We start from the raw sequence: 21565 nt of genomic DNA, 5'->3' as shown, positions 1-21565 counted from the left end.
TCATGGGCAAGCTCGGTTGGACGCCGTCGATCGTGCCAAACCATCACGATCAGGCGATCTATCTCGTGATGGACAAGTACAAATCCGGCTCAGTCTGGCACCAGGCCGACGCTGATCTCGAAGCAGTCATCATCGGCATGTTCGAGGGGCAGTATCAAAACCCGGTTCGGGTCGTTGGCTTCAACACGTCAGAGAAATGGTCGGAGGACGTTTCGTCCGACATTGCGCACGAACTCCGCCGGCGCTGCGACCTACAGCTGCGCGAAGTGCCGTTTTATCTGGAAGAATTCGTGGAGCGCTAAGAAGGCCGCTACTTGTGAGCCATGGCATTCCAAAGCAAAAAGCCCGCGGCGTACGTGGCTTTGCAGCAATTTTATTGTTCCGGTTAAGGCGTCGGAAACCATCAATGGGCTGTTGTCGTGCCCTCGCCCGCCTACAAGCAAAAGAAAACGGGGCTGGCACGATGCATCAATCTTCGAACGACAACTCACGGGTAGACTTGACGGTGGAAGCCGCTGCCGCGCGGCCGTGTCGGAAAAACGCCGATGTGCTCGCCAAGGCCCTTTTGGATATCAAGCTCATGTTGGATATTGAGATGGTGCTCGCCGAGGAACTCACTCTCGAAATGCCGCAAAAGCGGCGGCCGATTCATGATCAGATATTGAAGATTATCGACGAAGCAGGCGCTGTCAGCGCCGCCGAGCGGGTCCAGAGCGGCTTTCGCAGTCTCAAGGTGGTGAAATAGGTGAAGGGGCCCGAAGATTCCGTAAGAAACGGACGCTCGAAGGCGCACCATTTCGATCTCTGAACAAGATTGCGCTGCAATCAGGTGTAAGTGCGCGATCGACGAATTGCAATGCGATGCTTGGAACCTTCAGAGCTTCTTTTAGTCTTCAAGCAGCGAAAGTCCGCGCCAGAAAGGTCAAAGATGTTTCTCGACTAAAGGTCGTAGTCGCGGCGGCTGTACTCAGCAGTAGTGCCCTTGCGCAAGGTGTTCAACTCACCGACCCCCAAGCAGCGCATATCGCCTATACAGCAGGGAAGCTCGATATCACAGCGGCAAAGCAGGCGTTGGAAAGATCTGAAAATAAGACCGTAAAAGCATTTGCCGCCGATATGGTGAGGGATCATGAAGTCGCGAATAAACAGGCAATTGCACTCGTCAAAAAGCTTAGACTCACTCCCAAAGACAACGACACTAGCCGCATGCTGTCCCGAAACGCTGCCGTCAAGACCAAGGCATTGTCGAAGCTCAAGGGCGCTGAATTCGATAGGGCGTACGTTGAAAACGAGGTCGCCTATCACAAGAGGGTGGACGACACGCCTGAAAACCTACTCATTCCGTCGGCCAGTAACGCAGAGCTCAAGGATTTACTGAAGGCGTCTCTCAAGACCATTCAAGGTCATGAGCGGCACGCCGAGCGAGTGGCGGCAGAATTGAAATGATGGGCCGAGCAGTCGTTTCTACCCGACGCCTGAAACCTCTGGAGGCCGGCCTTGGGTCCCAACGGCTGGCAATTTGTCTTCGTTAATCCCCACAACTGCTTGTGATTGGTAATTTTGCAACGCATCGAAGTCGAGGACATTGGTTCGTCGGACGACCGTCCATCTCCTGGAGCCCGTCGGTGAAAGCCCTTCGTCGGCGGGTTCTTTATTTGGAACGTCGGACCGGCGGCCGAATTTCTGCTCCATGCCCAGGTATTTCTTCCATTTGGCAGGCCGGCTTCCAGCCCAGGATCTTATGGGCCACGAATGCCTCAACGACGAAGAGGCTCGGGAACACGGAAGCTTCATCGCTCATCGGGTCGGAACGGAAAAGCCTGCCATGGTAGGCAACTTCATCTCGGTGACCAACGAATCCGGCGACGACCTATTCAAGATCCCTATTGCATCTACTTTAAGAGCAGGAAGTGCTTTCGAAAACGCAATTACTCGAGATGGCAAGTAATAGCCCACACCTTCGGGCCGGGTTCAGTGCGGGATCCGCGAACCACTCAGTTGATAAAACGTACAGCAAGCATGAGACGGTCACCGTGGGTTGGCGGAGTTGCACGGTGATAACCCGATGTATCCTGAACGAAGCCGGTGCCCGCCGGGCCCTCGATGATGATTTCGTTCTCTATTCCAAATTGCTTACGCACACGTGCTTCGCTTGCGGACGCCGAGCCGAGAAGCATACGAAGCGGCTTTCGATTGTGTGAACGCTTCATCATGACATGCGCTCCAGAATGACGGTCCGTGTCAGTGATGTAGAAGCTGGCATAGACAAAATTGTAGTCTCCCAGTTGCTTCTCGACGCCCTGCCACGCAATGCCGCCATCGCGGTGCTGCATTTTGTCCACTTCGTCGACGTTGGTCTTCCGGTGGCGCGCTTTCTCGACGAGAGGGGCATCGAGCAGGTTCGTGATGATATGATCGTACGTATTCCTTGCGGAAAACATCTTTGTCGTGTCAGCGGTAACGATCCGCTTGTCGTGCTCCGACATATGCTCGCCGAAGTGCACGCCCTTTGCTTCCAGCCGCGGCTTGATGTGTTTCTGAGTCCACTCGTAAGGGCTTTTCAAATAGCCCTCTTCATCGATCAGCTTGCCGTTCTTGTCGAGCAGACCTGCGGCCGTCATCGCCGCCCTTGATGCCTTTGTCATCCGGCCGCCGACCAACGCGGAGTTGCTGGTCGCTAGCGGGTCCGCGCGAGGCCTTACTCAACCGTGGGAGCGAGCCCGCTGGCAGGGCGCGAGCATTTCTCGATCACTAGCCGTCAGCGGCTTAGTCGGCGGTTAAATCCCTGGCGTGAACTGCGCCGCAGATGGATCACATGGAGGCGCGGCTTTGCATTTGGTCTTTCACATGCCGTACAGGATTTTTAAGTTTCCGCTGGCGCGAAGGGCAATGACGATGCCGTCCGCGGGCAAGTAGACCTTCTCGAGTTTTGCCGACGAGAGGTGTCCGTCCATGCGAAACCCGTCTTTGAGCGGCCGCTTGAGCTTTGTGTTGGCAGCGTTCAAGAGGTTCTCATATGCAATGCCATAATCGACATTGGCCTTCGTCCCGAGCTGGGCTTTGACGGCCTCGATCAGCGGAGCGAGCGCTGCACTGTCGGATGCAATCGCCAGGTCCGAAAGGTGGACGGTACGGCCGTCTGCGTCGACCTGAACCGCGCCAGTGAGATAGATCCATTTTCCGGCCTCAGACTCCGTACCGGAAGGCTTCGCGACGCGCAGGCCGATGACGAGCTTTCCCGATGATGGATAGATGTCGATATCTCGAATCGAGGTCTCCAGCACCGGGGGCATCGCCGCGATCGCTTGCTTCAACTTGTCCTTGAGAACGTCGTAACCGATTTTAACCGGAAGAATGACGTCGTACTCGCCCGGTGCATCAACGTCGTGGCCGAGTGACGGTAGGGCCGTCGCAGTCACGGCCGGCGGGTTTTGGCCCACTATGGTTGCTGCAGTCCCGGATAGTTCGAGCGAACCTCTCAGGACTTTGGAATCGGCGCGAACGCCAGCGAAGGACACCGTCTGCGGCGTAATCTGCAGCCAGACGGCGGGGCTGTCTGAAATCTGAATTGGCTCGAAGGAATGTCGCCAAGCGGCCGCCGCCTTGTCACGGAGATCAAGGTGCCGGACCGCGGCCAACGCTCGGTACCTGATCTGGGCGAGTTGAGCGCGGACACGAGGGTTGGCATATTTTGTCAATGGGAACTCGCGTCCCATCACGTGCAGCACCGGTGGTTCGCTCCAGCGGAAGCCGTCGCTCAAATTCAGGTTGAGCTTCCAATCTCTGCTGAGTTGCGGATGAGCTTCCGCCTCGATCGTGGCGCTGGCTTCCGTTTCCCCATGGATGCGTGAGGTGAACCGGTTGGCGCCTTGGCCTTCGAGGGCTCCATAAATTGGAACAGAGCCATAGATACGGTTGCCGCGACCGTATAACGAGACCGGCCCTGATCGTTCGACATAGCCCCAGATGTCGCAATTAGCATTGACGCGGAACAGGAGGACTCGCCGGTGCACGCAACTGATGCGCTCGTCGATGCTGGCGAGACGCCGGGGGATATCCTTTTCAATGTCGGCCGCTAGTGCCGGCAAATCGAACTCGATCGTCGCTGAGATTCGCGAATCCGTGCTGAACGGCGCGACTGTGTCAGGCGCGAGTGGTGGTTTGTCGGCCGCGGACACGGCGGAGCTCAGGGCAACGAGCGTGAAAGCGGCCAGGACTACGGTGGTCGAACGCAAGAAGGAGCGAAGGCTCCGTGGGTATGATTTGGGACAGACTTGCATGATAGGCCTCATTTACTTTTGTACTATCTTGCCGTCGTTGACGCACACTCAGTGCAGAAGATCGTGGGCAACCCGGTGTCAAACGTTTTCGCGGAGTAAGCGTTGTCGTCTGTGAACCTCGATCATTGCGCCGTCGCGTCGGCGGGCGTTGCAGTCGGATCGAGCTTACCGCAGTCGTCCGGCACAAGTCGTTCCGCAAAGCGGTCCATCATCCAGTTGACCGCAGTATTGGCGCTGGCGCGGGCGACAAGACCATGTCCCACCCCGGGAATCCACATCATGGCGACTTTGCCGCCGGCCTTGCACTGCTTCTGCATATAAGCACGTGTGACCTCGGGCCGGACGATGTTGTCATTAGCGCCCTGCGCAAGAAATAGCGGAATTTGTGGCTCCAACGCGCCCGGTGTGTTTCGTGTGGCCAGCGAGTGCCAGGGTTCGATGTTTGAAATGTCGGGTACGGACAGGAAAGCCTGTTCAAGCGGCTTCTCGGTTCGGCGGCGCTCCGCTATATCGAAAATCGACTCAATGCATTCGTTCGCGAGACGGTCGAGGGTCGGAATCGCTTGAGGCAAAACGACCTTCTTGACCGGCGCACCATAGACGCGTGACCAGGACCACAGCGTCATGGCCGTCAAGTTCTTGCCGCCTGAACTTTTGAAGTCGTCCCCCATCAGCGTCACAAGCGAGGTGGCCGGTGCGGCGGCGGCAACACCGACCAGGCGCAGCTCCGGTGCATAGGTCTTCGCGATCAGGCCCGCGTAAAGCGAAGCTTGCCCCCCTTGAGAATGACCCCAGACAGCAAAGCTGTTGCCGTCTCCGACTCCGGCCAGGCTGCGAGCAGCGCGCACTGAGTCGATTACGGCGCGCGCTTCGCTGTCACCAACCAGATAGGGATGCGGGCCGGCGGTTCCGAGGCCGGGATAGTCAGTGGCAGCGACCACAGCGCCGTGTTCGATCAGTTGGCGGAGTCCTGCCATCTGCTGGAATACGAAGATCGCAAGCGACGGCGCGCAATGCGGCACGACACCAGTCGTTGGGTGCGCCCACGCGACGATCGGCCGCCCACCCGCGAGCACAGGACCTGGCGGAACGATGATAACGCCGGATACGGCGATCGGCTCACCATGCATACCCACAGAGCGGTACAGCACGCGGTAAGCTTGCGCACCTGCGGGAGCGGTCGTCATAGGCTCGGATCGGATCATACTCCCGGGAGGCCCCACAAGCTCCCGTGCCGAAGCCTCATAAAATCTCGGCTGCGCGTTGGCGGTTGACAACGACAATATTGCAGAAACAATGAGCGCGCTGAACCAGCGAACCAGCAGAGGTATGCCGATCCACGATGTTGTCGAAGTCGTCATGTTTAAATTTAGCGGCATGTAATCAGCAGCATTTTCCGGTTTGATAAGGGACAGTTGAGGGCAAGCAACAATGGCCGAAAAATCGATGATACTCTTTAGATAGCTCATACCCTTCAATCATCTTGTGACCGAACCCAGACAATTATCATTGCAAAGATCGCGCTCGCGCCGCTATGACAAAGCAAAGCCGCCGGCTGATTAGAGCTGGCGGTCCATTCGCAAGTGCATGAATTAGCTTTATCTCTCACCTTGGCCGGTGCCTGATTAGGCCTTGCTCTTCTCGTTCTTCTCGCCTTATTCGGGATCTTCACGCTAGGCTGCTGATTGGGCTGTACGCCGGCCTTCATATCGAACTTCAGCGGTGCCTTCGAGCTGTGGTTCACCTTGCCGTTCGGATTTGACATCAATCCTCGCCGATTCGTGTGTCCAAGTAATGCTCGGGGCCGGCGCAAAGTTCACTCCGAGCGCCGCTGTCAGCCTTCTGCCGACGCCATGACTGGCTCGTGCAGGATGCGGAACCAATTGTCCTTTCTCATGCGTTCCAGCGCGCCGATCGCCGTGTTCGCGAGCCAGACGGGATGTCGCCTGCCGGTCTTCCATTCGTGGCAGACCTCGGCGCAGTAGCGCCTTTTCTCGGAGTGCGGGTACGCCTGACCTGTCTCCACGAGGTAGTGCATCGCTATTGTGAGCGACTTCTGCATCTCGGAAATGAGGACCGGCATTTTTTGCGGCATGGCTTCTACGTTTTCCGATAGTTCCGCTCCGCCAGCCGCATGGTGCGGCCATCATCCCCTTTTGAAGGAACGCGGCCGGCACGCGCCTTTTATCCCGAGCCATGAGCAGAGGGAAGACAAACATGTCAGACGCAACAGGAGTGGGCAGCCTCCCGGCGGAATACTGAATGGTTAGTGCAGGAGGAAAATCGGCAAGACTATGCAGCAGCTGACCGACGCAAAGCGGAAAGTGCTCGACAAGAAGGTGACAAAGATCCTGCCGTAAGCTGCTTATGCAAGTGCCGAAGGGAGCCGCCAGTGCCCGTTATGGGGCTGTCGGCTTTCGCTTGTGGTGCCTTCATTACGGCGGCGACTGCGTCGCAGGTAGTGGCGAATTCTCAGCCGACTTGTTCACGGCGACCCGGCGTGATGACGAGAAATGCCAACACCAGCAGGGAGACCGCGCCCACGATCGACCAGACGGTAGTAGCCTTGAAGCGCATAGGTGGGCGCGCATTCTTTAGCGGATCTTGGTTATCGGGGAAGGCCATGGCTCGCTCCATGCTTATTTGCAGAGCAACCTCACCGGCCCGGGAATGTTCCAAAGGGGCGCGCGCGCTCTGTCCAGCTTTGAATCCGGGCGCTAACAGAGGCTCGATTCCCCTACGCCCATAAAGTTGGCAATCTTCACAGGCTGGTCGGCCGTCCGGGACGATTGGAGGAGCCCTTAAATAGGATGCTTTCCAATACCCGCTCTAAGCCAATAAGCGCGGCGCTTCGGTACGAGAAGCAGTCAAGCTCTCGGTCTATCGCGACGCCGGCGAACGAGGCAAATCCTATGCACACAGCGCTTGTCCGCAATCAAGCGAGTTGGTGCCAGTGCTGAAGTTTTCTAGCGCCATATGCGCCTTGAAATTCGAACGGAGGGGTATTCCCGCCGTTAAACTGAGTCAGATAATTGTTGAGTGATCAAACTTGTGTCGAAAACTTCTCGGCTTCGAACGGGTCGCTTAAGCTGCGTGCGCAATGACGTCGCCATACAGCGACTGATATTTTCCGACCGAGTTTAGCCAGCTAAACGATGTTGCCATCGCTTCGATACGCATGGAATTCAGTCGCTGTCGGCTTCCGAATGCACCAAATGCTCGGCATACAGCGCCTAGAAACGACTCATTAGTCGGCGCTTCGAACAGAAAGCCGGTTTTTCCATCCACTATTGTGTCAGCCAGCCCACCCGTTTTATAGCCGATCGGCAGCGATCCGAATTTCTGGGCGTACATCTGACTGAGGCCACAGGGCTCAAAGCGAGAGGGCATCAGCGTGAAATCGCTGCCGGCAAAGATACGCCTGGCGTCCACGTCTTTGAAACGGAGCGCAACCGCGACTGATGCTGGTTCACGTTCCTGCAACGCAAGTAGGGCTCTTTCCAAAGCGGGGTCACCTTGACCCATGACGACGATTTGACCACCTGACTCAAGAATTGTCGTCGCTGCGTTCAACACCAAATCTACGCCCTTCTGATGCACGAGACGGGCGATCAATCCGAAAAGTGGGCCACGAGACAGTGCAAGATTGAACTGCTTGCGGATAAAATTAGCATTCTCGCGTTTGCCACTCCAATCCCCAGCAGCGAACGGGTTTGGTAGATGAGGACAGAACCGCGGATCCCATGTTTCGTCGATCCCGTTCAATATGCCAGACAACTGGTTTGCGTCGGACTTCTGTCGCAGAATTCCTTCCAGCCCACATCCGAACTCTGGGGTCGTGATTTCGCGAGCGTAGGTTTCGCTCACCGTCGTCAAATGATCCGCGTAGACTAGTCCTGCCTTAAGAAACGACACCTTGTCGTAAAATTCGAGCCCTTCTGAATGAAAAGAGCTTTCGGGAGCACCGATGTTTCGTAGCACATCTTTCCGGAATAGGCCCTGATAAGCCAAATTATGAATGGTCAGGATCGTCGGTAAGGCGACGCTTTGCCAAGCTAGATAGGCTGGCACCAAACTGGATTGCCAGTCGTTGGCATGGACGAGGTCAGCGCGCCAGTTTGGATCCACCCGCCCTGCTGCCAGATCAGCGGCAGCCGACGCGAAGCGCGCAAATCGAACGTCGTTGTCATGCCAGTCCACGCCCGCTTCGTCACCATATGGAGAACCGGGCCTGTCATAGAGTTGCGGACATAGAACAACATAGACCGGCAAACCATCAGAGGCTTTCGTCAAGCCAATCGAGCAAGCCGGTAACTCGGCCAACTTGCTGCATTCTCCAACGGTCTCGAAACTGTTCAGTTGGGACAGCACATGCCTATAACCTGGCAACACCAGGCGCACATCTGTCGAATGGCGGAGCGCACGGGGTAGAGCCGCCGACACTGATGCAAGACCGCCGACCCGAATTAGGTCCTCAAATTCGGGAGTTACGAACAGCGTTCGGATCATACTGACCTCGATGATACGCTGCATCGCAGCACGCCCGTTAAATTGCACAGATCAGTCAAATTGCAATGACAAAACGTTCTTTGGCCGAAATATTTTGGGCCGAGTGATGCGGAAGCTCGGAGGGCGCCTCACAAATGAAGGTTTTGTAAATTTGGAACTCATGAATTGCGCGGCGTGTTCCCAACTTGCGGCGAGCACACGCGTGATGCAATACTTGGATGCAACGTCCTGATTGCGGACGAACTAAGCGCGTCATCGATTTCGACAGAGACAATGCCTGGGCTGGGTGACTCGAGCTTGAACCGCCAAGCTTCCAAGTAAAACCGCTTAGGTTCGGGTTCTTGAGTTACTAATCGTACAGACCCTCTTGCCGATCTACGATACGGTCACCACCGACTCTGTGCGAGGACCACCAGATGCGAAAAATGCTTTTGGCCGTTGTGCTGCTTCTGACACTGGCCCCCGCGAATGTCTTTGCTCAGGACACTCAACATTTGGGAACGCCTCAGGAGCAGAAAGCATGCTCCCGAGATGCTTCGCGGTTTTGCCGAAAGGAGCTGGGCGATGATATGGCTGTGTCTCAATGCCTTCAGCAGCACCGAGCGAAGCTAAGCCCGAGCTGTCAGAATGTTTTTCAGAGCCATGGTATGTAGGCTTTAAAGTCTACAAAGGTCCGCGGTCCGAAGGGCGAGCGCAGGCATCATGTCGCTTACTTCATCAAGTCGTTGTTCGTATCGATGCACGCGCCATTCAAAGCCAATGTTTACGTGCCTCTTCAACTTTCTCGAACGCTTTCTTGCGATCGCATCATAGTGAAACTTCACTCGGACCTTTCTCTGTCAGCATATGGTGGCACTTCGACCAGCGTGCCTATCAGTCGGAGCAACGCCTGCTGTTCTGGGCCTTTGCCCGTCCGCAAGAATTCTCCGAGCTCGATATGCGATAACAATCCACCAGAAGGAGAATTTGGCTGATGGATAATGAAGGCGTGCCCGTTTTCTGGCTCCCGACCTAAATACCAGCAATCCCCATTAGGGCTTCGATATAGTTCATGGCGTTCTGACATTACCGTTCCTTTTAGCCGCATCCCCTTGATGCTATCATAGAGTGGTCGAAGCGGAAGCTGGTTCGGGTCTTGAAAGCGACACGCCGACGCAATCGCACCGGGCGAGTCGAGACCTAACACGGCTCCGACCTTGTACAATCAACGTGGGCCTGATCAAGAGCGTGCAATTTCGGTCGGATACCGGCCATGAAGTGCATCGAGCATCAGGGCTATGCACCAAAAGTGCTCCGCGCGATACTGTTTGGCTGTTGCAGCGGCGACTTAGCCATTGGATCGTTCATATTGTTCAAAGACGAAGCAGCCGACTGCACGACAGGTTGCCCTGAACTGCTGATGCATTTGCCGGCTCCACTCATCATGTTCGACACAGTGCTAAGCGAGCCACCAACCAGACGAGTCGCTGCTGACGATGCCAAGTAACCAGGCTCACGTTTAAGAGAGCCCACGAAGCCAGGTCGCGATGTACCGTAGTGGACAATGATAGCTTTCCAAGTAGCCACCGCAGCGACCGCGAAGATTCCAAAAATGACCCACCACAGGCCTGCAGCAAGCGACTGGTGTTAGGACTGTCGCCTGCGACGACTGCATCGACAGTGGATAGCCCGATGCCGAGCCGATCATGTTGAGAACCGCAGGACTTCCGATCTCTCTCGATCCCTGCAAGATCTGGTTTTTACATACTTCGGCAGGCCCTTTGAACGGAGTAAAAGGCCCGTCCTGCCAAAGCTTGACCGAAGACAAAGGTCCTAAAGAAATGGAAGACCCGGATGCCCATACTTTGCTGTTGTGGCTGCAGTCGCTGTGGTGAAACTTGGCCATTTCGCGGCGGTTGATCGTTTCACATGGAGTTATTCGGTGACCCCGCAAGCACCCAAATATTCAGATGCCGTGGCGGTGGTTGAGAACCAGCGTCAACTTTGGGAACGATACCACCGAGAGATAGTTTGAGCACGTGGAGGTGACACATGCATTCAGCGCCACGAAATCAAACTCCAGATATGCCCAATCCTATGCCACCCTCTTCTCCCGGCCCTGACCTCATTCCGGAGGTCAAAGAGCCTCCATCGCCGGATTTGCCTGGCGAGAGGCCTCTTCCAAATCCGGATGAAAAGCGAGACCCTCCAGAGCGAACCTAGCCAATCGATGAGCCGTTCCATCTAATGGGCATTATCGGCGACTAAGCATTGCCGCTTCTCTTGATCAGGAAGAATATTAATTGCCAAAGGCCGCTATCTTCGACCTAGACGGCACGCTTCTCGACTCTGTCGATCTGCACGCGCTCGCATGGCAAGAATCTTTGGTCAAGTTCGGCCACGCCGTGAGCTTCGAACACGTCCGCAACCAAATCGGCAAGGGCGGAGACAAACTCCTTCCCGTCTTCCTGTCTCCCGACGAAGAGCTGGCACGATGGCGAGGCAATCATTTCAAGGAGAAGTATCTACCGCTTGTCAGGCCCTTTTCAGCGGTCCCTGAACTGTTGCACCGTGTGCGCGACACTGGACTTCAAATCGCCATCGCTTCATCCGCCAAGAAGGAGGAGCTCGATAATTTTCTCGAAATCGCGCAGATCGTAGATCTGGTAGATGTTGCGGTCTGTTCGGACGACGCCGAGGAATCAAAGCCGGCGCCGGATGTTTTCGAAGTCGTCTTGAAGAAACTTAACATCCAAGGCCCGGATGCCATCGCGATTGGCGATACGCCCTATGATGCCGAAGCAGCCGCGAAGGCCAATGTAGCTACTATCGGCGTGCTCTGCGGCGGCTTCCCGGAAAAGGCATTGATAGACGCCGGATGCGTCGAGATTTTTCGAGGACCAGCCGCGTTGTTTGCCTGTTTTGGGGGTAGCTTGCTCGGGAAATCGGCAATCTAATTCCACAACGGGAACTAAAATGCTCCCAAAATTTATCATCGCAGCTTGCGTGAGGGTGATTCAGGCGGGCCCATTATTTGTCAGTAAAGAACGTCAAAAGCACTTTCCCCTTTTCGCCGATGAGGCATAGGAAAGTTCGTCTTGTGTCTTGTTTGCCTTTTTCCAGAAAAGCGTCACCGATCACGACTGTCTTGATTGGTGTGTCCTCAATCTTGGTATTCGCCTTCGCGACTGTCATGCCCTCGACGTCGAGTGTCATGTCTTTAATCGCCGGATTGCGCTCTCGCAGAGCCACCAAGCCGGTCGATCGGCATAATTCGAGCTCGGGGTCAGGACCTTGAGCCGCCGCTGATTGAACTGACACACAAGCTAACAGGAGCGCTAGAGCACCGGTTGCTTTCCAGACCGTCATTTTGATTCCCTCAGATAGGCCGCCAGTGGTTCGAGATGGTGAAGCGTGCGCGGACGAAAGTCCGCCCGCGTACGCCGAGGATCGTCCAAATTACAGCGAATAATAGTCGTCAACCGCCTTGGGTCGGTTTGGATCGGACCAGTTCCAGCTGTTCTCGTCTGCATACTTTGGTGCACTGTTGAGCTTATCCACGGTAATCCCGGTGCGGTAGCCGCCCAGTGTGGTGTCATACTTCAAGGTGTGCCAGGGAAGCGGATAGTGATCGTTGCCGATGCCGAGGAAGCCGCCGAAGCCGAGAACAGCATACGACACACGGCCGCTCGTCTTCTCAATCATAACGCGCTCGATCGAACCGATCTTCTGATCGTCGGGGCCGTAAACAGCGGTACCCTCGACCTTGTCACTGCCAATCAAGTTGCCGGTTTCGTTTTCCAAAGTGGCCATGCCATCCTCTCCTGAATAAACGGGAGGAAAAAACTGACCGGCTTGCGGAATGTTCCTGTGCATCAGCGATACGGCAGGCGGGCAAGAACAAAATCGTCAACCACTAATCGCCTATGCCGCATCCGCCGTGTCTTTCCGTTAGGAGGTCGAACGAGCGCACGTCTGGGTTACGGCAAGCTCCGCGCCATTGACTAGAGATTGCATTGAGATCACTAAGACACAGAAATCCTTTTATAAACAATAGTTTGCCTGCAAAACAACACACTAAGTTAGGGTTTCGTTAACCACGTTACACCGAGTTTGATCATGCAAAAACACCCCCCGCAATTTGCATGGTGAGGCAAATGAGCCAGCTGAATTCTTCCTCGAACATAGTCCTCCTATGCTGCGCCGCTATCGTTGCTCTTGGAGCAACCGCCTCCGCTGCCGACCTGCCAGCCGTCAAAGCGCCACCCATGCTTCCGCCTCCGCTCCCGATTGAAAGCTGGACCGGCTTCTTTATCGGCGCGGGCGGCGGCATGAGTTCGCTCAATAACAAGTTCTCCGCCCTGCCCGGCCCCGATCCCACGTCGCCCGGTATCTCAGCAACGTTTGACGGACTCGGCGCTGTTGGTTCTTTTGCCACCCTCAGCGCCGGATATGACTACCAGGTCACGCCGGCACTGGTGGTCGGTGCGTTCGGCGATTACGATTTCCATCAGGTGAAATCGTCGATCAACGTCGACATCGCTGCCATCCCAGTCTCGGCCCGCGGCCAAATCAGCGCCGATCGACAATGGTCCGTCGGCGGCCGGCTCGGGTATCTCACCTCACCGAGCACGCTGGTATTTCTATCCGGTGGTTACACGCAGCTTGGTCTTAGCAACATAACGGCGACGGTCTCTGGTCCGTTTCCAGCTATATCCGTTGTGGCAGGTGTGCCGCGCATCTCTGGCGGCTTCATCGGTGCGGGCATCGAAACCAAGCTGACCAGCAATGTCTCGCTGCGCGCCGAGTACCGCTACAACAGTTTCGGGAGTGGACAGGTGAATCTGCCAAACGTCGCTGGCGTTAACGCCAACGATTTCGTGTCAGCTCGCATCGAGCCGACCCTCCAGGTCGTCAAGGCATGTGAACTACCGGTTCTAACCCAGCGATCTGCGCTGGCTGACATGTGTCTTAATCCCTCGTTCACCTGAAGGTGAGAGCTTGAATAAGCCTCAGGGCTCTTAGTTCACAGGCATAATGAAGCCCGTCGCTGATGATCCTGGCGACGGGCTTTTTTTTGGGGGGATCGTCGTAAAAAGCGTTTCGTTCCGGCCCGACAAGGTCAAGACGGCTCCGCACCCTTCAAGTCCAAGCTATCGGCACGAATGGGATGCTTCGAGCCAGCATCACCTTTATGATCGCGTCAGATTGTTTCCGCCAAGCCGAATTGCCGCGAACTTCGTTAGGCTGATCCGCCCTGGCATCGGCTTCCGCCAAAATTTTCCTGATGCTTTCGTGCGCCTCGAGCAGCGTCTCTTGAGGGGCGGTTTCGAGATTTCGAAGCGCCAAAACTTCATGGCCCATTTGAAGCCACCGTTCATCGCAGACTGGGTACGAAAACACGCCGGCGTGAACCGGCGGACTTCGCCATGATGAGCCTACTTGCTTTGCTGGCTCTTGTTGTGAGCCTGATCGCTATGCTCGCGAGCAGTCTTCGAGTGCTTTTGCGCCGTGGTAGAATGTTCTTTGCCCTTCGCGTGGTCGCCTTTTCCGTGATGCTCTGCCGCCGTTCTGTGCGATTTGGCGGCGTTCTCGTGATGCTCGGCTGCTTTGTTATGTGCGTCTTTAGGCATCGGTTTTTTTCCCTTAAAAAGCCCCGCCTATTAAGTGGTTTGCAGGGCGGGCGTTCCTAACCGAACTGCGTCGCGATATTTTTTCGGGGCCGATTGAAGCGGCCGCTCTTGCTAATCAACCGCCCCGGAGATTTTCCGCGCATTCTTTGCCGCGGCTCAAGACGATTTCATAGGACACCTTAGTGCCCTCAAGCAGCGGGCTAAATCCCGCGCTTGCCACGGCCGAGATAGACAGGAATACGTCCTTGCCACCGCTGTCAGGCTCGATGAAGCCGAACCCTTTGGCCGCGTTGAACTACTTAACTTTGCCCATTGCCACGGCTGAACCTCCGAAATCGCGTCCGCCGCTCCAGCCATGCCAGCCATGGGCGTGTACCTACCGTTTGGACGATGTCGGTTCGCCGTCCGGACTACCCTTCATCGCCTCGCCCTGATCCTGAAGCCCTGACAATTCACGTTCTGCAGTGTGCCAAAACTCGTCATCGCGATTTTCAGGCTTTCCGTGCTGTTCCACAGCTGATGAGCGCGTTGACGGATTTCTTGTTCTGACGGTTTAGGGCGCATCGTTCCGGCCCGAGGGCAGGAACGATGTTGCCACAATGAAAAGCACTGTCACGATATCAAATGCGAGCAGCGCATAGCGGAAGTAGATACTGCGTGGAGAGGCACCTTCGTAAAGGGACTTTATCCGCTTTTGGAGAGCAGCGAAGGTCATGAGGACGTGTTCACCATTGAATGCTAAACGGCCTAGGTCGCGAGGCTAAGGGCTTTCGGACGCTAAAGCTCAGTACCCCTGCCAAAGTCCCGGCGTGGCAATCTCCAGGAGGTGATCGTCGGGATCGCGGAAGTAGACGCTTACCCCGCCCCTCGGCCACTCCGTCCGGCCCTGCACAACAACACCCATAGCTTCAAGATGGTCTTGCCACCCCTCCAGCTCGTCGGCGGCGATTGAGAATGCGACGTGCATTGGGCCTGATCCGTCGTGAGGGGGAATGGAGCCTCCGGGTGTCTCAATAGGCTGCAGAGACCCGCCCTGCGGGAATAAAAGCAGGACACCATTGCCGCCTACGTCGTAGGCCCGCATGCGGTGATCGGCATGAATGCAAGGAAGCCCCATGACCTCGACATAGAAAGCAGCGGCTTTTTCAAGGTCGGCCACGTAAAGCGCCGTTTCGAGCACCCTTGAAATCTTTGGCATGATCGCCCCCTGCTCCAGCAATCGCGCTGGCAGGACAAATTGCCAGCTTCCTTACATCTTCGGATAAACCGGATTTACAGCTTGGCAAGCGCGTCTCGCGCCTTGTTCAGCTGGCTGCTCACGTTTGGAATGACCCGCTCAGCTGTGCGGGCCAGGTCGGAAGCACGCTCCATCAGTAGCCGCCGCTCTGGCTCCCCCGGCAGTAGGGGCTCGACCCCCCGCAACATGGTAAAGGTCATTCCGGCGTGGGTATCGAGGTCGGTCGGTGTAGAGGGAAGACGGGCAAGCAGCGTGGATGCCGCGTCAACAACATGCATCAGCTCGATCGCGGCCCCCATTAGCAGCTTCTGCTCATCATGGCGTCTGGCGCTGGTACGGCCAAAGCACTGGACGAGACATCGCAGCAGTAGCCCATAGCTCGCGCATGCAAAATCGAGAAGCTGAGCTGCCTCTGGATGGTCCACGAACAGCGTCCCGTTCGGTTCAGCAGGGCGGCGCAAGACCGGGCTGTCCACGGCAGGCCAAGCGGGCAAGAAGCCAGGGTCGGCGCGGATCTGGCTGGTCAGTTCGTCGCGTATCGCGATGAAGCTGCGGTAGTGCGAATCTTCCCGGTCCGAAGATGATCCCTCGCCCTGTTCGATTACCACGTCGATGGCATCCATAGCGGACTTAAGATCGCGGATCGGACACACGCCCGGCAGCTCGACGATATCGCCGCCTATTTGGGCGCCTTCGTCGCCGAGAAAGAGCGTGCTACCCCCGAGTTGTCGATCCAACGCCGACAGATTCGTGCGTATAGCCTCGTACAGGTGTCCGATAGTCTCGTAGTCTTGAGCGGTTGGCATAAGCCCAATCTCAGCCTGCTCGCGGCTGTAATCCTGCTGCTCGAACGCTTGGCTATCCTTCTCCTCCTCCATGCCTTTCGGGCGTTCGAGGAAGATAAAGTGTTCCAGGGTCTCCGTGTTGAATGCAGTCAACCGTGCAGTGACACCGGAAGGGAAATAGCCAGGCGAGACCGGAAAGTTGGGCCGGCTGAAGTGCGGCTGCCCGCCAACCGCAACAGTGAGGTTCGCCACGATTAAAAGATGGCCCATCTCCTGGACCGCCACATCGACAATTGCGTTACGCCATCGTTCGAGCGCTTCGCCCTGCGCCTGGCTCACACCCGGCTCCCCGGCGCGCTTGAGGCTGAATGCGGCGTAGAGATAGCTGCACATGAGCGTGTGCTCGATCTCTGCAGCCTCCGCAAGGAGGTGAAACAGTTGTTCGCGCGTTCCGACAACGATCTTGGGCTCCGGCTCAAGAGCGGCTTTCCCACCACTTTCCTGGATCGGTATCATTGTGCGACCAAAGAATCGTTATAGCTCTAAAGTCTTGGCTCTAAACAGAGAGCCGGTTGCGGCGGCGCTGAGTATTGAAGCACTAGCCGTTCCTTTCGTTCCACGCCTTTCTGAAACCTAGATGGAGGGGTCAAAATGCCCGACCGCAGCGATAATCAGGCGGTTAGCCGTCTGGTTATTTATCGTCCAATAGGAGCCCCGGTGACAGTCACGGAGGCCGATGCCACCGCGACAATTCAGGATGGAGCGCTAGTCGTCACCGGCAAGGAAACTTTTTACATCTTTTCACCGGGACAGTGGGTCAGCGTTAATTCCGACCCCAACAAATGATGCCTCGTCAATAAGGCTTCTTCCCGAGATCGATCGATTTCTGATTGAGATCCGCGATCCACCGCCGACGTTGTGCTAGCGCCGGGCCAACTTGCACTGGGCATCCAAAATCATCTGGATTTTGTTTCCGTCCAACAGCCCCGGCGCTCGCTTATGCCCGGATTTTGCGAGCTGGGACTGAATTTTCTTCCAGCTTTTGTACTTCCCAGAGCCGGCGAGCTTCACCGCATCCTTGAACACCTCGAGCTTCTCTTCTTTATTCATTGCGAACACTCCTTCAGCGACGGCTGAAAGCACTTTTCCAATAAAGAAGTCGGTCAGTGTTTTTAAGCTTGGCGAACCGATCGGGCTGTCGTCGCCAGCACCGCTAATTCCGCTTCAGTTCGCCCTCCCCTGCTCGCCGGCGTGCGCCCCGTACAAGCCTTCCAGATCGTCCACGATCTTGAGAAATTCAATCGATACCAGCGGGGTGAGGTCCACGTCTCCGCCTTCCCTAAGGCTCACAGTTGAAAATTTCATCGCACGCATTGAGGCAAAGAGCTGGGCCGCTAAATGAGCTGGGAAAGCCGAAAGCACAAAGCTTCCTATGAGATGGTTCGCGGCTCGTGCTGCGAAGCACCTGGCTTCCAGCTCCGCCAATGAGTTGTACTTATCTCGCGCTCCGAAGGATATCGAGTTCATGGTCCACCTGACGATGCTGCGCCGGAATTCGGCGATGAATGGCCTTCTGAACCCGGGCCGTTGTGACCGGATGATATCGAGCTGACCAGCTTGATGGCCTTCTCCATCCTCTCCACCAACGTCGAGAAATACGAGCTGGGTTCGATCTTCACGTTAATGCCCAGGTCCGAGCTAGGTTTCACCTCCACGTCCACCTTCGCTGGAACGGCCGCGGCGGCTGCCCGGAATCGACAGGCGGCGGCGACCAACCCTCGCCTTCATCGCGAGGATCGGGCATCGGAAACGGTATCCGCTTTCCTTTGTGCGGGCCGATGATCCCGGATTTGCATCGCGACCCTATCGTCGGGGAAATTCAAGATCCGGTTTCGGGGATCGCTCGTTAGCATTGGCAAATTAGACCCGTCGGGCAAGCGCCGCGGATCGCCCTTTGGCATGGGGATTTTGCTCTCAAGTGGAGCATCGTTTTCGTTCAACCTCTCAACCAGGCGATGAATAGGCGGCTGGGCTTCAGGCGGGACATTTCCGGTTTCGATTGTGGAGGTGAAGCGCGACAGCGCATGGCATGCGCCGATCATGAAACTGGCATCGCCTAATCTCGACGCCCTGCCAGGCAATGCCCGCATCACGGGGCGAAATGTTATCGACTTCGTCAACGTTGTTTACCGCTGGAGCACCTTCTCGACCAGTGCTGCATCCAGCAGATTCGTAATAAACTGATCGGCCTCATTCTTTGCGGCGAACATCTTTCTCGTTTCACCCTCAACGTGGGACCTGACGGGCGCGAATTGATTTAAGACGACCATTTGGCTTTGAGGACCCGGTAGCCTTGCGTCCGGACGCGGCTAAATCGTTGGGAAGTGATAAGGCCGGGAATTTTCGCCGTTGAGCTATTACCGACCTGCGCTTCTTCCACATGTCTTGCAGAAAGGACTGGCATTCGCGGGCAAAGCGAGCATTGCTGTGGTGGGAGGTGACCGTCGGATCGGCCCCGCAGCGCAACATGGCTGACGGGGCCTCCGGTGGTGCGACGCTGATGTCGCATCATTCGGAGGGTCTATGCAGAAGTCATCTCGCAATCGGAACTCATCGAAGCGCGCCGGCCGTGCAAAATCTGCTCGCATGGCAAAGACGGCAAAAGCGGCGCGCAGTCCGCACGGACTCCGCGCGAACAAGCAAATAAAATTGCTCCATCTTCTGAGGCGCCCGGCTGGTGCGACCATTGCCGCACTCTCAAAAGTTTCAGGTTGGCAGCAGCATTCCGTGCGTGGATTTTTGGCCGGGGTGGTCCGCAGGAAGCTCGGGCTCGAGTTGATCTCAGCCGTTGAAGCAGATCAGCGCATCTACCGCATCCTTGCAGCGAAGCAGGCCTGACGATGGCTGAAGCCTCGAAGGGCGAGCTCACGCGTTGTCGCGATCTCGGTGGTCGGCGACCACAGTCTCGTGGTCGTCGCTCAAGCTGGTCCGCGCTGACGCATCTTCCGAAGCATCTACAAACAGCCATCGTAAGCTATCGGCGACAGGCAGATCAGCCGGGCGATCTCGATCCGGCGATACGCCAGTTCCTTGATCGCATCGTCGAGAAAGAGACGTCCGACTCCGTCATGGCCAAGCTCGTCGCCTTCGACCGAGGACAGGTCGAGCTGAAAGCCGGCACTATTCTGTCCCGGGAATGGAACGGCATCACCCAGCGGGCGATCGTTGTTGATGGTGGCTTCCTGTGGGACGGGACACGGTACGACAGCCTCTCAGCCATCGCCTTCGCCATCACCGGTACTCGCTGGAGCGGCCCCCGCTTCTTTGGCCTTCGGGATAACACGGTCTGTGGGGAGGATGGGCCGTGAGGGCGGGAAAAGCGGTGGCCCGCGAGATCGTCCGTTGCGCGATCTATACCCGGGTTTCGACCGACAATGGCCTCGATCAGGAGTTCAACTCGCTGGATGCCCAGTATGAGGCTTCCAGTGCCTATATCAAAAGCCAGGCCCATGCCGGTTGGGTGCAGGTCAAGGCCCGCTATGACGATGGCGGGTTCTCAGGAGGATCAACCGACCGGCCGGCACTGCAAAAGCTGCTGGAGGATATCCGAGCCCGCAAGATCGATGTCATTGTAGTCTACAAGGTCGATCGTCTCACTCGCTCGCTCGCCGACTTCGCCAAACTGGTCGAGCTGTTCGATGCCCATCGGGTGTCGTTTGTTTCGGTGACCCAGCAGTTCAATACTACAACGTCCATGGGACGCCTGACCCTCAACGTTCTCTTGTCCTTTGCCCAGTTCGAGCGGGAGGTCACCTCCGAACGCATCCGGGACAAGGTGGCAGCCTCCAAGAAGAAGGGCATCTGGGTCGGAGGCCCCCTCCCCCTCGGCTACGCCATGGAGAGCGGTAAGGTGACTGTCGTCCCGGAAGAAGCCGAACGGGTCCGCTACATCTTCAGTCGCTATCTCGAACTCGGCAGTGTCCGTGCCCTGATGCGAGCCTCAAGGACCGCAACATCGTCAGCAGGCAGCGCCAACTCAAGACCGGCGTAACCCGGGGCGGTGTTCCGTTCGGTTGTGGCGCCTTATTCCATCTGCTACGCAACCGCTTCTGCATTGGCGAGGTCAACTATAAGGGACAAATCTGCCCTGGCGAACAACAACCTATCTTGGATCGCGGCCTGTTCGATCGTGTCCAGACGATGCTCACGGACCAGCGCAGTCATCCGACCAGAAGCCGGACCTCGTTCAGCCATCTCCTGACTGGTCTGATGTTTGACGACGCCGGCCATCGCATGGCGCCGACCCAGGCCCAGAAGAAGGGCCGGCACTACAGCTACTATGTCTCGCGGCCGCTTCTGTTCGGGAATGCAGCTGCCGCTGTAGTTGGTTCGGTCTCTCGGGTGCCTGCCCATGACATCGACGATCACGTTCGCAAGGTTGTCTTGGAGCCCAAGCATAAGCAGCGCAAAGTGAACGGTCTCATCGACAACACCTACGCCTCCTCGCTGATCGAACGGATCGAGGTTCAGCAAAATCGCCTCGTCGTGCAACTGAAGCAGAATCCAGACAATCCCGCCGAAGAAGACCACGCCACCATCGTCATTCCCTGGACCAAACCACCCTCCAAACGAGCGCGGTCAATCCTGCGCCCGACCTCCGCAAAACTCCCGCTCCGCCCGATGAAGCTGGAGCGAAGGGCCACGCTGGTCGCAGCGATTGCCCGCGGCCGGCGCTGGCTTGATGAACTCATCGCAGATTCAGCGATAGATGCACGTGCACTCGCAACACGCGAGGGCTACAGCCTGCGACACGTCAACATGACGCTGTCGCTCGCCTTCCTCTCTCCCGAACTCACCAAGGCTGCCATTGAAGGTCGGTTGCCGCGCGGCATCGGTCTCGAACAAGCTTCGCGAGTTGCCGCTTGAATGGGATCGTCAGTTCGAAGCGCTTGCACTCGATCCGATCTGACGAGCGACACCGTCCGTTTGGTCTGCCAATCCAAGCCCTGAGCGGAGCGTTTCTGCACCTCCCTTGAAAGCAAGACTTCAAGAAGACGGGCACACCATCAAAACCAAGCCCTTCAGAAAGTAAGCACGACGCCGGTTATGTCCCGCTAAATCCACTTGTTGCAGGGGCCGAAT

The 21565-nt window shown here is 56.6% G+C and carries 27 protein-coding genes and 3 pseudogenes; 15 read left to right on the top strand and 15 right to left on the bottom strand.

Going from position 1 to position 21565, the window contains the following annotated elements:
• Positions 1–2 precede the first annotated feature (2 nt).
• The 4 genes from AC1RT6_RS18970 (at position 3) to AC1RT6_RS18955 (ending at position 1948) form a co-directional block, all read left to right on the top strand.
• A complete protein-coding gene (locus tag AC1RT6_RS18970; protein WP_472791575.1) occupies positions 3–302 on the top strand; it encodes a hypothetical protein in 300 nt (99 codons plus the stop codon).
• A 14-nt stretch (positions 303–316) separates the two neighbouring features.
• Entirely contained in the window at positions 317–745 is a 429-nt protein-coding gene (locus AC1RT6_RS18965; protein ID WP_472791576.1) for a hypothetical protein, read from the top strand.
• A gap of 116 nt (positions 746–861) precedes the next feature.
• Positions 862–1446: a DUF4142 domain-containing protein gene (locus AC1RT6_RS18960; RefSeq protein ID WP_493029600.1), complete on the top strand. Its 585-nt coding sequence runs from the start codon at positions 862–864 to the stop codon at positions 1444–1446.
• 244 nt (positions 1447–1690) lie between these two features.
• Positions 1691–1948 (top strand): DUF6894 family protein, encoded by a 258-nt coding sequence (locus tag AC1RT6_RS18955; RefSeq protein ID WP_472791578.1) that lies wholly within the window; start codon positions 1691–1693, stop codon positions 1946–1948.
• Between the two features lie 46 nt (positions 1949–1994).
• Here AC1RT6_RS18955 and AC1RT6_RS18950 read toward each other — a convergent pair whose 3' ends face one another.
• The 6 genes from AC1RT6_RS18950 to glgA form a co-directional block, all read right to left on the bottom strand.
• Positions 1995–2645 (bottom strand): hypothetical protein, encoded by a 651-nt coding sequence (locus AC1RT6_RS18950; protein WP_472791579.1) that lies wholly within the window; start codon positions 2643–2645, stop codon positions 1995–1997.
• Positions 2646–2843: 198 nt separating this feature from the next.
• Positions 2844–4235: a DUF4403 family protein gene (locus tag AC1RT6_RS18945; RefSeq protein WP_493029599.1), complete on the bottom strand. Its 1392-nt coding sequence runs from the start codon at positions 4233–4235 to the stop codon at positions 2844–2846.
• 167 nt (positions 4236–4402) lie between these two features.
• Positions 4403–5467, bottom strand: a complete 1065-nt coding sequence (locus tag AC1RT6_RS18940) for an alpha/beta fold hydrolase (protein ID WP_493029598.1) — start codon at positions 5465–5467, stop codon at positions 4403–4405.
• Positions 5468–6114: 647 nt separating this feature from the next.
• On the bottom strand, positions 6115–6375 hold the full coding sequence (locus AC1RT6_RS18935; protein ID WP_472791582.1) for a hypothetical protein: 261 nt from the start codon (positions 6373–6375) through the stop codon (positions 6115–6117).
• 377 nt (positions 6376–6752) lie between these two features.
• A complete protein-coding gene (locus AC1RT6_RS18930) occupies positions 6753–6905 on the bottom strand; it encodes a hypothetical protein (RefSeq protein ID WP_472791583.1) in 153 nt (50 codons plus the stop codon).
• Positions 6906–7364: 459 nt separating this feature from the next.
• On the bottom strand, positions 7365–8789 hold the full coding sequence (gene glgA / locus AC1RT6_RS18925) for a glycogen synthase GlgA (protein WP_472791812.1): 1425 nt from the start codon (positions 8787–8789) through the stop codon (positions 7365–7367).
• Positions 8790–9205: 416 nt separating this feature from the next.
• Here glgA and AC1RT6_RS18920 point away from each other — a divergent pair, with 416 nt between their 5' ends.
• From AC1RT6_RS18920 to AC1RT6_RS18905, 4 genes are all read left to right on the top strand, one after another.
• Positions 9206–9442: a hypothetical protein gene (locus tag AC1RT6_RS18920; protein ID WP_472791584.1), complete on the top strand. Its 237-nt coding sequence runs from the start codon at positions 9206–9208 to the stop codon at positions 9440–9442.
• Between the two features lie 599 nt (positions 9443–10041).
• Positions 10042–10275: a hypothetical protein gene (locus AC1RT6_RS18915; protein ID WP_472791585.1), complete on the top strand. Its 234-nt coding sequence runs from the start codon at positions 10042–10044 to the stop codon at positions 10273–10275.
• Positions 10276–10474: 199 nt separating this feature from the next.
• Positions 10475–10663 (top strand): hypothetical protein, encoded by a 189-nt coding sequence (locus AC1RT6_RS18910; RefSeq protein ID WP_472791586.1) that lies wholly within the window; start codon positions 10475–10477, stop codon positions 10661–10663.
• Between the two features lie 408 nt (positions 10664–11071).
• Entirely contained in the window at positions 11072–11725 is a 654-nt protein-coding gene (locus tag AC1RT6_RS18905) for an HAD family hydrolase (protein WP_472791587.1), read from the top strand.
• A gap of 73 nt (positions 11726–11798) precedes the next feature.
• On the opposite strand, the gene AC1RT6_RS18900 is transcribed toward AC1RT6_RS18905, so the two are convergent.
• Together AC1RT6_RS18900 and AC1RT6_RS18895 are read right to left on the bottom strand one after the other, a co-directional pair.
• Positions 11799–12137: a hypothetical protein gene (locus AC1RT6_RS18900; protein ID WP_472791588.1), complete on the bottom strand. Its 339-nt coding sequence runs from the start codon at positions 12135–12137 to the stop codon at positions 11799–11801.
• Between the two features lie 90 nt (positions 12138–12227).
• Positions 12228–12581 (bottom strand): PRC-barrel domain-containing protein, encoded by a 354-nt coding sequence (locus AC1RT6_RS18895; RefSeq protein ID WP_472791589.1) that lies wholly within the window; start codon positions 12579–12581, stop codon positions 12228–12230.
• A gap of 332 nt (positions 12582–12913) precedes the next feature.
• Between AC1RT6_RS18895 and AC1RT6_RS18890 the strand changes: the two genes are divergently transcribed.
• Entirely contained in the window at positions 12914–13759 is an 846-nt protein-coding gene (locus tag AC1RT6_RS18890) for an outer membrane protein (RefSeq protein WP_493029596.1), read from the top strand.
• A gap of 438 nt (positions 13760–14197) precedes the next feature.
• Complete coding sequence (locus AC1RT6_RS18885; protein WP_472791591.1) at positions 14198–14461, top strand: hypothetical protein; 264 nt, start codon at positions 14198–14200, stop codon at positions 14459–14461.
• A gap of 55 nt (positions 14462–14516) precedes the next feature.
• Here AC1RT6_RS18885 and AC1RT6_RS18880 read toward each other — a convergent pair.
• The 5 genes and pseudogenes from AC1RT6_RS18880 to AC1RT6_RS18860 form a co-directional block, all read right to left on the bottom strand.
• Positions 14517–14714 (bottom strand): annotated as a pseudogene (locus AC1RT6_RS18880) (cold-shock protein).
• 63 nt (positions 14715–14777) lie between these two features.
• Entirely contained in the window at positions 14778–14915 is a 138-nt protein-coding gene (locus tag AC1RT6_RS18875) for a DUF2934 domain-containing protein (protein ID WP_472791592.1), read from the bottom strand.
• A 60-nt stretch (positions 14916–14975) separates the two neighbouring features.
• A pseudogene (locus AC1RT6_RS18870) lies at positions 14976–15116 on the bottom strand (ion transporter); the annotation flags it as partial.
• Positions 15117–15185: 69 nt separating this feature from the next.
• Entirely contained in the window at positions 15186–15599 is a 414-nt protein-coding gene (locus AC1RT6_RS18865) for a VOC family protein (protein ID WP_472791593.1), read from the bottom strand.
• A 74-nt stretch (positions 15600–15673) separates the two neighbouring features.
• The gene (locus AC1RT6_RS18860; protein WP_472791594.1) at positions 15674–16939 is read right to left on the bottom strand and encodes a ferritin-like domain-containing protein; all 1266 of its coding nucleotides are present in this window, start codon (positions 16937–16939) and stop codon (positions 15674–15676) included.
• Between the two features lie 135 nt (positions 16940–17074).
• Between AC1RT6_RS18860 and AC1RT6_RS18855 the strand changes: the two genes are divergently transcribed.
• Positions 17075–17269: a hypothetical protein gene (locus tag AC1RT6_RS18855; protein WP_472791595.1), complete on the top strand. Its 195-nt coding sequence runs from the start codon at positions 17075–17077 to the stop codon at positions 17267–17269.
• A 75-nt stretch (positions 17270–17344) separates the two neighbouring features.
• On the opposite strand, the gene AC1RT6_RS18850 is transcribed toward AC1RT6_RS18855, so the two are convergent.
• The gene (locus tag AC1RT6_RS18850) at positions 17345–17533 is read right to left on the bottom strand and encodes a hypothetical protein (RefSeq protein WP_472791596.1); all 189 of its coding nucleotides are present in this window, start codon (positions 17531–17533) and stop codon (positions 17345–17347) included.
• Between the two features lie 114 nt (positions 17534–17647).
• Positions 17648–17950, bottom strand: a complete 303-nt coding sequence (locus AC1RT6_RS18845; protein ID WP_472791597.1) for a hypothetical protein — start codon at positions 17948–17950, stop codon at positions 17648–17650.
• Between the two features lie 540 nt (positions 17951–18490).
• Between AC1RT6_RS18845 and AC1RT6_RS18840 the strand changes: the two genes are divergently transcribed.
• From AC1RT6_RS18840 to AC1RT6_RS18825, 4 genes and pseudogenes are all read left to right on the top strand, one after another.
• Positions 18491–18667: a hypothetical protein gene (locus AC1RT6_RS18840; protein ID WP_493029595.1), complete on the top strand. Its 177-nt coding sequence runs from the start codon at positions 18491–18493 to the stop codon at positions 18665–18667.
• A gap of 339 nt (positions 18668–19006) precedes the next feature.
• The gene (locus AC1RT6_RS18835) at positions 19007–19321 is read left to right on the top strand and encodes a DUF3489 domain-containing protein (protein WP_493029594.1); all 315 of its coding nucleotides are present in this window, start codon (positions 19007–19009) and stop codon (positions 19319–19321) included.
• A gap of 2 nt (positions 19322–19323) precedes the next feature.
• The gene (locus tag AC1RT6_RS18830; protein WP_493029593.1) at positions 19324–19791 is read left to right on the top strand and encodes a DUF2924 domain-containing protein; all 468 of its coding nucleotides are present in this window, start codon (positions 19324–19326) and stop codon (positions 19789–19791) included.
• A pseudogene (locus tag AC1RT6_RS18825) lies at positions 19788–21392 on the top strand (recombinase family protein). Before AC1RT6_RS18830 ends, AC1RT6_RS18825 begins: the two are co-directional and overlap by 4 nt.
• The last annotated feature ends 173 nt before the right edge of the window (positions 21393–21565 follow it).

Source organism: Nitrobacter sp. MLSD-S21 (assembly GCF_058809865.1).
This window is presented reverse-complemented; position numbering and strand designations above follow the sequence as displayed.

Excerpts from the sequence above, each read along its gene's own strand:
- AC1RT6_RS18855 (WP_472791595.1), top strand. The coding sequence starts at position 17,075 with ATGCCCGACCGCAGCGATAATCAGGCGGTTAGCCGTCTGGTTATTTAT.
- AC1RT6_RS18910 (WP_472791586.1), top strand. The coding sequence starts at position 10,475 with ATGTTGAGAACCGCAGGACTTCCGATCTCTCTCGATCCCTGCAAGATC.
- AC1RT6_RS18885 (WP_472791591.1), top strand. The coding sequence starts at position 14,198 with ATGATGAGCCTACTTGCTTTGCTGGCTCTTGTTGTGAGCCTGATCGCT.
- AC1RT6_RS18845 (WP_472791597.1), bottom strand. The coding sequence starts at position 17,950 with ATGAACTCGATATCCTTCGGAGCGCGAGATAAGTACAACTCATTGGCG.
- AC1RT6_RS18960 (WP_493029600.1), top strand. The coding sequence starts at position 862 with ATGCTTGGAACCTTCAGAGCTTCTTTTAGTCTTCAAGCAGCGAAAGTC.
- AC1RT6_RS18890 (WP_493029596.1), top strand. The coding sequence starts at position 12,914 with ATGGTGAGGCAAATGAGCCAGCTGAATTCTTCCTCGAACATAGTCCTC.
- AC1RT6_RS18930 (WP_472791583.1), bottom strand. The coding sequence starts at position 6,905 with ATGGCCTTCCCCGATAACCAAGATCCGCTAAAGAATGCGCGCCCACCT.
- glgA (WP_472791812.1), bottom strand. The coding sequence starts at position 8,789 with ATGATCCGAACGCTGTTCGTAACTCCCGAATTTGAGGACCTAATTCGG.
- AC1RT6_RS18920 (WP_472791584.1), top strand. The coding sequence starts at position 9,206 with ATGCGAAAAATGCTTTTGGCCGTTGTGCTGCTTCTGACACTGGCCCCC.
- AC1RT6_RS18955 (WP_472791578.1), top strand. The coding sequence starts at position 1,691 with ATGCCCAGGTATTTCTTCCATTTGGCAGGCCGGCTTCCAGCCCAGGAT.
- AC1RT6_RS18970 (WP_472791575.1), top strand. The coding sequence starts at position 3 with ATGGGCAAGCTCGGTTGGACGCCGTCGATCGTGCCAAACCATCACGAT.
- AC1RT6_RS18900 (WP_472791588.1), bottom strand. The coding sequence starts at position 12,137 with ATGACGGTCTGGAAAGCAACCGGTGCTCTAGCGCTCCTGTTAGCTTGT.
- AC1RT6_RS18935 (WP_472791582.1), bottom strand. The coding sequence starts at position 6,375 with ATGCCGCAAAAAATGCCGGTCCTCATTTCCGAGATGCAGAAGTCGCTC.
- AC1RT6_RS18895 (WP_472791589.1), bottom strand. The coding sequence starts at position 12,581 with ATGGCCACTTTGGAAAACGAAACCGGCAACTTGATTGGCAGTGACAAG.
- AC1RT6_RS18950 (WP_472791579.1), bottom strand. The coding sequence starts at position 2,645 with ATGACAAAGGCATCAAGGGCGGCGATGACGGCCGCAGGTCTGCTCGAC.
- AC1RT6_RS18940 (WP_493029598.1), bottom strand. The coding sequence starts at position 5,467 with ATGACGACCGCTCCCGCAGGTGCGCAAGCTTACCGCGTGCTGTACCGC.
- AC1RT6_RS18860 (WP_472791594.1), bottom strand. The coding sequence starts at position 16,939 with ATGATACCGATCCAGGAAAGTGGTGGGAAAGCCGCTCTTGAGCCGGAG.
- AC1RT6_RS18835 (WP_493029594.1), top strand. The coding sequence starts at position 19,007 with ATGCAGAAGTCATCTCGCAATCGGAACTCATCGAAGCGCGCCGGCCGT.
- AC1RT6_RS18830 (WP_493029593.1), top strand. The coding sequence starts at position 19,324 with ATGGCTGAAGCCTCGAAGGGCGAGCTCACGCGTTGTCGCGATCTCGGT.
- AC1RT6_RS18850 (WP_472791596.1), bottom strand. The coding sequence starts at position 17,533 with ATGAATAAAGAAGAGAAGCTCGAGGTGTTCAAGGATGCGGTGAAGCTC.
- AC1RT6_RS18915 (WP_472791585.1), top strand. The coding sequence starts at position 10,042 with ATGAAGTGCATCGAGCATCAGGGCTATGCACCAAAAGTGCTCCGCGCG.
- AC1RT6_RS18865 (WP_472791593.1), bottom strand. The coding sequence starts at position 15,599 with ATGCCAAAGATTTCAAGGGTGCTCGAAACGGCGCTTTACGTGGCCGAC.